Below are 7,214 nucleotides of genomic sequence, written 5' to 3'. Positions count from 1 at the left end.
GGATTTTCTGCTCAGTGATAAGAGCAGAGAGTTCTTAATTTTTTTATTTTTCTTCTTGATAGCCGGTGGATTTTGGCTGCTTCAGACTCTGAATAGTGACTATGAAGCCGAGTTCTCCATTCCGGTACGAATGAAAGATGTTCCCAATAATGTAGTGCTGACTTCGGAACCGCCTTCTGAACTTCGCGTCAGAGTGAAAGATAAAGGTACGGTGCTTCTCAATTATATGCTGGGGAAAAGTTTTTTTCCGGTAAATCTAGGTTTTCTTGATTATAAAGGAAAAGATAATCATGTGAAGATTTACGCATCTGATTTTGAGAAAAAGATATTGAGCCAATTGAATGTGTCCTCCAAAATTCTTTCAATCAAGCCGGATACATTAGAGTATATCTATTCTGAAGGAAAGTCTAAGTTAGTACCTGTCCGCTTTCAGGGAAAAGTGACAGCCGGACTTCAATATTATGTATCAGATACGATTTGTAATCCGGACTCTGTATTAGTTTATGCTCCGGAAGGAATTCTGGATACTATTACCACCGCATATACTCAAAAGATAAACCTGGAGAATATTTCAGATACAACCCGGCGACGAATTCCGCTGAATTCTGAAAGAGGAGTGAAGTTTGTTCCGGCTTCGGTAGAAATGACCTTTCCGGTAGATATTTATACGGAGAAAACAGTAGAGGTGCCATTACACGGAGTTAATTTCCCGGCTGATAAGGCATTACGTACCTTCCCTTCCAAAGTTCAGATTACTTTCCAGGTGGGATTGAAGCGGTTCCGCAGCATAAAAGCAAGCGATTTTATCATCAATATTTCTTACGAAGAGTTGCTGAAGCTGGGTTCTGATAAATATACGGTTAAATTGAAGTCGTTCCCAAGTGGAATCAATCAAATCCGTATTGTTCCTGAGCAAGTAGACTTCTTGATAGAACAAATTACTTCTAATGTCGATTAAGATTGGTATAACCGGTGGTATTGGTAGCGGGAAAAGTGTGGTTTCCAGGTTATTTGGAATAATGGGAATTCCTGTTTATATTTCAGATATAGAAGCAAAGCGTATCACGCAGACAGATCCGGTGATTTGTCAGGAACTTTGTGCGCTGGTCGGTCAGGATGTGTTTCAAAATGGTGTGTTGAATCGTTCTTTGCTGGCATCCTATATGTTCGGTCATCCGAATCGTGTGCAGAAAGTGAATGAAATTATTCATCCACAGGTGAAAGAAGATTTTCGTCGGTGGGCTGCCCGGTTTGGGGGGGGACAATTGGTAGGTATGGAGTCTGCCATACTTGTGGAAGCCGGTTTCAGGAGTGAAGTTGACTTTCTGGTTATGGTGTATGCGCCACTGGAAGTGAGAGTGGACCGTGCCATAAAGCGAGATTGTTCATCGAGAGAACTGGTGATGAAGCGTATTGAAGCACAAATGAGTGATGAAGTTAAGAGAAGTCATGCTGATTTCGTGATAGTCAATGATGATGAAACACCGTTAATTCCGCAGGTTTTGGAGCTTATTTCTTTGCTATCTAAAAATAATCATTACCTTTGCTCCGCAAAAAAATAATTAATAAAAGGATATATACTATGTTGAAGACTATCTTGTCTATCTCAGGTAAACCGGGATTATACAAACTTATTTCGCAAGGAAAAAATATGTTGATTGTCGAATCAGTCAATGCTGAGAAGAAACGTTTCCCCGCTTATGGTAATGAAAAAATTATTTCTTTGGCCGATATAGCAATGTATACGGACGATGCAGAAGTGCCTTTGTATGATGTGCTGGAAGCTATAAAAGAGAAAGAGAAATCAGCGCAAGCTTCTATCGACCCGAAAAAGGCTACTCCTGAACAATTGCGTGAATACTTGGCTGAAGTATTACCAAACTTTGATCGTGAACGCGTATATGTAGCAGATATCAAGAAATTGGTAGCTTGGTATAACATCTTGATTTCTAATGGAATCACAGAATTTAAACCGGAAGGTGAAGTTAAGGAGGAAGCAGCTGCAGAATAATCTGTACCGTTTATTTAATTAAAAATAGAGAACATGATAAGCATTTTAAATGCTTATCATGTTTTTTCGTATAAACACTTGTATGTTCAGGAAAAAATTAGTATTATTTGGGTAATCTTTTGCTAAAATAAATATCTTCTACTTATATTGTAAATAATGATGCTTTTTATGTATCTTTGTCGCTGTTCACTATTCTTGGGAATAACGGTAGTGAACGGTGAATAACAATAGAGAACAAAAGCGTTATAAAGATATTATTCAAGACTTGAGACCTGGACAATATTGAACTACTTGGGAATGATGTTTAAACGCTCGTGTTCTGCCATGTATGTAAATATGTGGTATTGAACATTAGTTGTTTTGCATGATTTAGCTGGTAGATGTCTAAAGCGTCAAGGGGGATATTTGATGTAGGGTATGGAGACAATAACAAATAAAGAAGTAAACGTCCGTTTGGACAATGAAAAAGGGACATTATGCCTGACAGGTTTGTTGGCAGGTACAATGGTATTCTTTTACGATTCACAGGGAGAATTAAAAGGCAAACATAAATTTGCTTTGCCTTCATTGACTATGGAAATCCCTCAACAGGGTACCTATGTTTTGGTAATGAGCCATCCGAACTGCCAACCGGAAGTCCGGAGATTTACATATTCAGGGATATAAATAATACCGGTATGCTTCTTATCAAGCATACCGGCATTCTATTTAAATGGAAACTCTTAATTTCTAAATACCAACCCGTCTCCACCAGCGTCAACGGTAATTGCTTTGCTGCGGTCGACTTCTTGGGAAAGTAACTTTTTAGATAGATCGTTCAACAGATAACGTTGAATAGCCCTCTTTACCGGACGAGCTCCAAATTCAGGATCATATCCCACTTGAGATAAGAAGTCCAATGCTCCTTCCGTCAGTTTCAGTTCCACTCCGTTTTCGGCAAGCATTTTCTGAACTCCCTTGATTTGTAAGAGTACAATCTGCTTGATTTCCTTCTCATTCAATGGTAAGAACATGATCGTTTCATCAATACGGTTCAGGAATTCCGGGCGAATCGTCTTTTTCAACATATTCATGACTTCCTTCTTCGTTTCTTCAATCACTTCTTCTTTATTGGAACCGTGCAACTTCTCCATCTGACTTTGTATATAAGAACTGCCCATATTCGAAGTCATGATGATGATTGTATTTTTGAAGTTGACCACCCTTCCTTTATTGTCAGTCAGTCGTCCGTCATCCAATACCTGTAACAGGATATTGAAAACATCCGGATGAGCTTTTTCTATCTCGTCAAACAGGACAACAGAGTAAGGTTTCCGACGTATAGCTTCTGTCAGCTGACCGCCTTCATCATATCCTACGTATCCCGGAGGCGCTCCGACTAAACGGGAAACGCTATGCTTTTCCTGATACTCACTCATGTCGATACGAGTCATCATCGTTTCGTCATCGAACAGGAATTCTGCCAATGCCTTCGCCAGTTCGGTCTTACCTACACCGGTGGTTCCGAGGAAAATGAACGAGCCAATCGGACGTTTCGGATCCTGTAATCCGGCACGACTACGGCGCACGGCATCTGCCACGGCTTCAATCGCTTCATCCTGACCGATTACACGTTGATGAAGTTCCTCTTCCAGGTGCAATAGTTTATCTTTCTCACTTTGCAGCATCTTGCTGACAGGAATACCTGTCCAACGGGAAACAACATCGGCAATGTCCTCAGCATCTACCTCTTCCTTAATCATGGCTTTATCGCCTTGCATATCACGTAGCTGCTTTTGAGTATCTTCTATCTCTTTGTCTAAAGCCTGAAGTTTACCGTAACGGATTTCGGCTACTTTACCATAGTCACCTTCACGTTCAGCTTTTTCTGCTTCAAATTTAAGATTCTCTATCTCAACCTTATTCTGCTGGATTTTATCCATCAGCGTTTTTTCACTCTGCCATTTGGCTTTAAAGGACTTTTCCTGTTCTTTAAGTTCGGCAAGCTCCTTACCGATGATTTCCAGTTTCGGTTTATCGTTCTCACGTTTAATAGCTTCCCGTTCGATTTCCAGCTGCTTGATTTTGCGGGAGATTTCATCCAGTTCTTCAGGAACAGAATCTACCTCCATACGCAGTTTAGCTGCAGCTTCATCCATCAGGTCAATGGCTTTATCCGGCAGGAAACGGTCGGTGATGTAACGGCTACTCAATTCGACGGCTGCAATGATGGCATCATCTTTGATACGCACATGGTGATGGTTCTCGTAACGCTCTTTCAGTCCACGAAGGATAGAAATGGTACTCAAGTTGTCCGGTTCATCCACTTGTACGATTTGGAAACGACGTTCCAAAGCTTTGTCCTTTTCGAAGTACTTTTGATATTCGTCGAGGGTTGTTGCTCCGATGGAACGTAATTCTCCACGAGCTAAGGCGGGTTTTAGAATGTTTGCAGCATCCATGGCGCCTTCACCCTTTCCGGCTCCTACCAATGTATGAATCTCATCAATGAACAGAATAATATCACCTTCCGATTTCTTTACTTCATTGACAACTGATTTCAGTCGTTCTTCAAACTCACCTTTATACTTTGCACCGGCAACCAATGCTCCCATATCCAGTGAATAGACCTGCTTGTTTTTCAGGTTTTCAGGTACATCCCCGCGAAGGATACGATGTACTAAGCCTTCTACAATCGCTGTCTTACCAGTTCCCGGTTCACCGATCAAAATAGGGTTGTTTTTTGTACGGCGGCTCAATATCTGGAGTACCCGGCGGATTTCTTCATCACGTCCGATTACAGGATCCAGTTTTCCGCTACGGGCAGCTTCGTTCAGGTTGATAGCGTACTTTTCCAATGATTGATAAGTATCTTCACTAGATTGTGACGTTACTTTTTCTCCTTTCCTCAACTCGCTGATGGCATTGCGCAATTCTTTTTCCGTCATACCGGCATCTTTCAAGATAGTGGAGACGGTACTTTTCACAGTCAGCAATGCCAGTATGATATGCTCTAATGAAACAAACTCATCGCCCATTTCTTTAGAATACTGTGTTGCTTTCTGCAATACTTCGTTAGACTCACGACTCAGATACGGCTCTCCGCCGGATACTTTTGGTAGGGAGTCGATCTGTTTGTCGACAACGAGAGCTACCTGCTGTCCGTTCATGCCAAGTTTCTGGAAGATGAAGTTAGTGACATTTTCACCTACCTTCATTACTCCCTGCATGATGTGGACAGGTTCAATGGCTTGTTGTCCTCGGCTTTGTACCAGGTTCACGGCCTCCTGTACCGCTTCTTGAGATTTGATGGTAAAATTGTTAAAGTTCATATCTTTGTTCTCCTTTCTTATTTCACGTTTTTAATAACACCTAAGAGGGCGCAAAAGATTTGCCAAGTATAAAAATATGACAAAACAGCATGAGTATTAAGGAGTTAAAGGACAAAATGACCTTTTTTATCCGGGAGTAACTGACGAATTTGCTATAAAATATCATTTGTTACATGATACGCTTGTTTGTGTAATCTTAGCCTGTGATGAAAGAAAATAAATATTGAAAAGTGGATAAATAAAAGTATTGTAGTATCTTTATCCGCTGTAATAATATAGATGGTATATGAGTGATAAGCCCCAAATAAAACTTGCTGAAACAGTGACGTTGATTGACGCTGCTTTTTTGAATTTTGTAATAACAGATATAAAAGGATATTTTGAAGAGATTTTGCATCGTTCTTTACAAGAGATAGACCTTTCGATGTTGACCACCTATATGACTTTGGATGCAGGGATTACAGAAGGGAAGAACGAGGTACAATTTCTTTTTGTGTATGATAAAGAATCCAGTCGATTGCAATATTGCCAACCTTCCGATTTGCAGGAAGAATTGAATGGAGTTGCGTTTCAGAGTCCTTATGGTGAATATTCTTTTGCTAGCGTTCCGTCGGAAGGAATGGTATCAAGAGAAGATTTGTTTTTGGATTTACTCTCTATCGTTTCCGATTCGGCAGACGTGAAAAGGATGATCGTTATTTCTTTCAATGAGGAGTATGGAAAGAAAGTGACTGATGCTTTGCATGAAGTGAAAGGCAAAGAGGTCATTCAATTCCGTATGAATGAGCCGGAACTTCCAGTGGATTATAAATGGGATATGCTGGCTTTCCCTGTCATGCAGGCGTTGGGGATAAAAGCGGAAGAATTGCAATAACTATTTTGCTTTTATTCTTTCTGTAATTCATTGTTCGTCATTGATTTCTTAACTGTTAATCATAATTGCCGTGTCCGATTTTCGTTTAAAAGTATTTCAGAGCGTAGCGAAGAATTTAAGCTTTACGAAGGCTTCGCAAGAATTGTTTGTCAGTCAACCTGCTATTACCAAACATATTCAGGAGCTGGAGACTTACTATCAAGCTCGTTTATTCGACCGTCAAGGGAGCAAAATCTCACTGACTAAGGCCGGAGAATTGCTGTTGAAACACAGCGAGAAAATCCTGGACGATTATAAACAATTAGAATATGAGATGCATCTGTTGCATAATGAATATATCGGCGAACTGAAATTGGGGGCCAGTACTACGATTGCGCAATATGTACTTCCTCCTCTGTTAGCGAACTTTATAGCTAAGTTTCCGCAGATCAATCTTTCTTTGATTAATGGAAATTCCCGGGGAGTGGAAGCTGCCTTGCAAGAGCATCGGATTGATTTGGGACTGGTCGAAGGGATCTTCCGCTTACCTAATCTGAAATATACTCCATTTTTGCAAGACGAACTGGTTGCCGTGGTGCATACACAGAGTAAATTAGCTGTCACGGATGAGATTACTCCGGAAGATTTGCTGAATATTCCTTTGGTTTTGCGGGAGAGGGGCTCCGGTACATTAGATGTGTTTGAACGTGCCTTATTGCAACATAATCTCAAACTTTCTTCTTTAAATGTATTGATGTATCTCGGTAGTACAGAGAGTATCAAGCTTTTTTTGGAACATACGGACTGTATGGGAATTGTTTCTATCCGTTCGGTGCATAAAGAGCTTGTAGCTGGCAATCTCCGTGTAGTCGAAATAAAAGGAATGCCGATGCTGCGCGAATTTAACTTTGTACAGCTGCAAGGGCAGGAGGGAGGATTGTCACAGGTGTTTATGCGTTTCGCCGGACATCATAGTAAAAGCCTGTAAGTTTGTCTTTTTCTCTCGTGCAATCGCTTCTCCAGAATAAGAAAAATGATT

Annotated in this window: 7 protein-coding genes; 6 read left to right on the top strand and 1 reads right to left on the bottom strand. The window is 40.6% G+C overall.

Annotated features, from left to right (window positions below):
• The 4 genes from ACT8YW_RS12555 to ACT8YW_RS12540 all read left to right on the top strand — a co-directional run.
• On the top strand, positions 1-958 hold a 958-nt coding region (locus ACT8YW_RS12555), incomplete at its 5' end, for a CdaR family protein (protein WP_444105304.1).
• A complete protein-coding gene (gene coaE / locus ACT8YW_RS12550; RefSeq protein WP_444105302.1) occupies positions 948-1,562 on the top strand; it encodes a dephospho-CoA kinase in 615 nt (204 codons plus the stop codon). The genes ACT8YW_RS12555 and coaE, both read left to right, overlap by 11 nt.
• A 20-nt stretch (positions 1,563-1,582) precedes the next feature.
• A complete protein-coding gene (locus ACT8YW_RS12545) occupies positions 1,583-2,011 on the top strand; it encodes a DUF5606 family protein (protein WP_004302066.1) in 429 nt (142 codons plus the stop codon).
• A 417-nt stretch (positions 2,012-2,428) separates the two neighbouring features.
• Positions 2,429-2,677, top strand: coding sequence for a hypothetical protein (locus tag ACT8YW_RS12540; protein ID WP_444105300.1), 249 nt, complete (start codon positions 2,429-2,431; stop codon positions 2,675-2,677).
• A gap of 56 nt (positions 2,678-2,733) precedes the next feature.
• Here the strand turns inward: ACT8YW_RS12540 and clpB are convergent, their stop codons facing one another.
• Positions 2,734-5,322: an ATP-dependent chaperone ClpB gene (gene clpB / locus ACT8YW_RS12535; protein ID WP_444105298.1), complete on the bottom strand. Its 2,589-nt coding sequence runs from the start codon at positions 5,320-5,322 to the stop codon at positions 2,734-2,736.
• A 286-nt stretch (positions 5,323-5,608) separates the two neighbouring features.
• On the opposite strand from clpB, the gene ACT8YW_RS12530 reads away from it, so the two are divergent.
• Complete coding sequence (locus ACT8YW_RS12530) at positions 5,609-6,196, top strand: DUF6621 family protein (RefSeq protein WP_444105296.1); 588 nt, start codon at positions 5,609-5,611, stop codon at positions 6,194-6,196.
• A 70-nt stretch (positions 6,197-6,266) separates the two neighbouring features.
• Positions 6,267-7,163, top strand: a complete 897-nt coding sequence (locus tag ACT8YW_RS12525) for a LysR family transcriptional regulator (RefSeq protein WP_074635617.1) — start codon at positions 6,267-6,269, stop codon at positions 7,161-7,163.
• Positions 7,164-7,214: the final 51 nt, after the last annotated feature.

It is taken from the genome of Bacteroides sp., assembly GCF_052357945.1.
Lineage (GTDB): Bacteria > Bacteroidota > Bacteroidia > Bacteroidales > Bacteroidaceae > Bacteroides.
The sequence above is the reverse complement of the archived record's forward strand: the minus strand, read 5'-3'. Positions and strand labels throughout refer to the sequence as shown.

What these genes read in the sequence shown, in the direction of transcription:
- coaE (WP_444105302.1), top strand. Translation starts at nt 948, where the DNA reads ATGTCGATTAAGATTGGTATAACCGGTGGTATTGGTAGCGGGAAAAGT.
- ACT8YW_RS12545 (WP_004302066.1), top strand. Translation starts at nt 1,583, where the DNA reads ATGTTGAAGACTATCTTGTCTATCTCAGGTAAACCGGGATTATACAAA.
- ACT8YW_RS12540 (WP_444105300.1), top strand. Translation starts at nt 2,429, where the DNA reads ATGGAGACAATAACAAATAAAGAAGTAAACGTCCGTTTGGACAATGAA.
- clpB (WP_444105298.1), bottom strand. Translation starts at nt 5,322, where the DNA reads ATGAACTTTAACAATTTTACCATCAAATCTCAAGAAGCGGTACAGGAG.
- ACT8YW_RS12530 (WP_444105296.1), top strand. Translation starts at nt 5,609, where the DNA reads ATGAGTGATAAGCCCCAAATAAAACTTGCTGAAACAGTGACGTTGATT.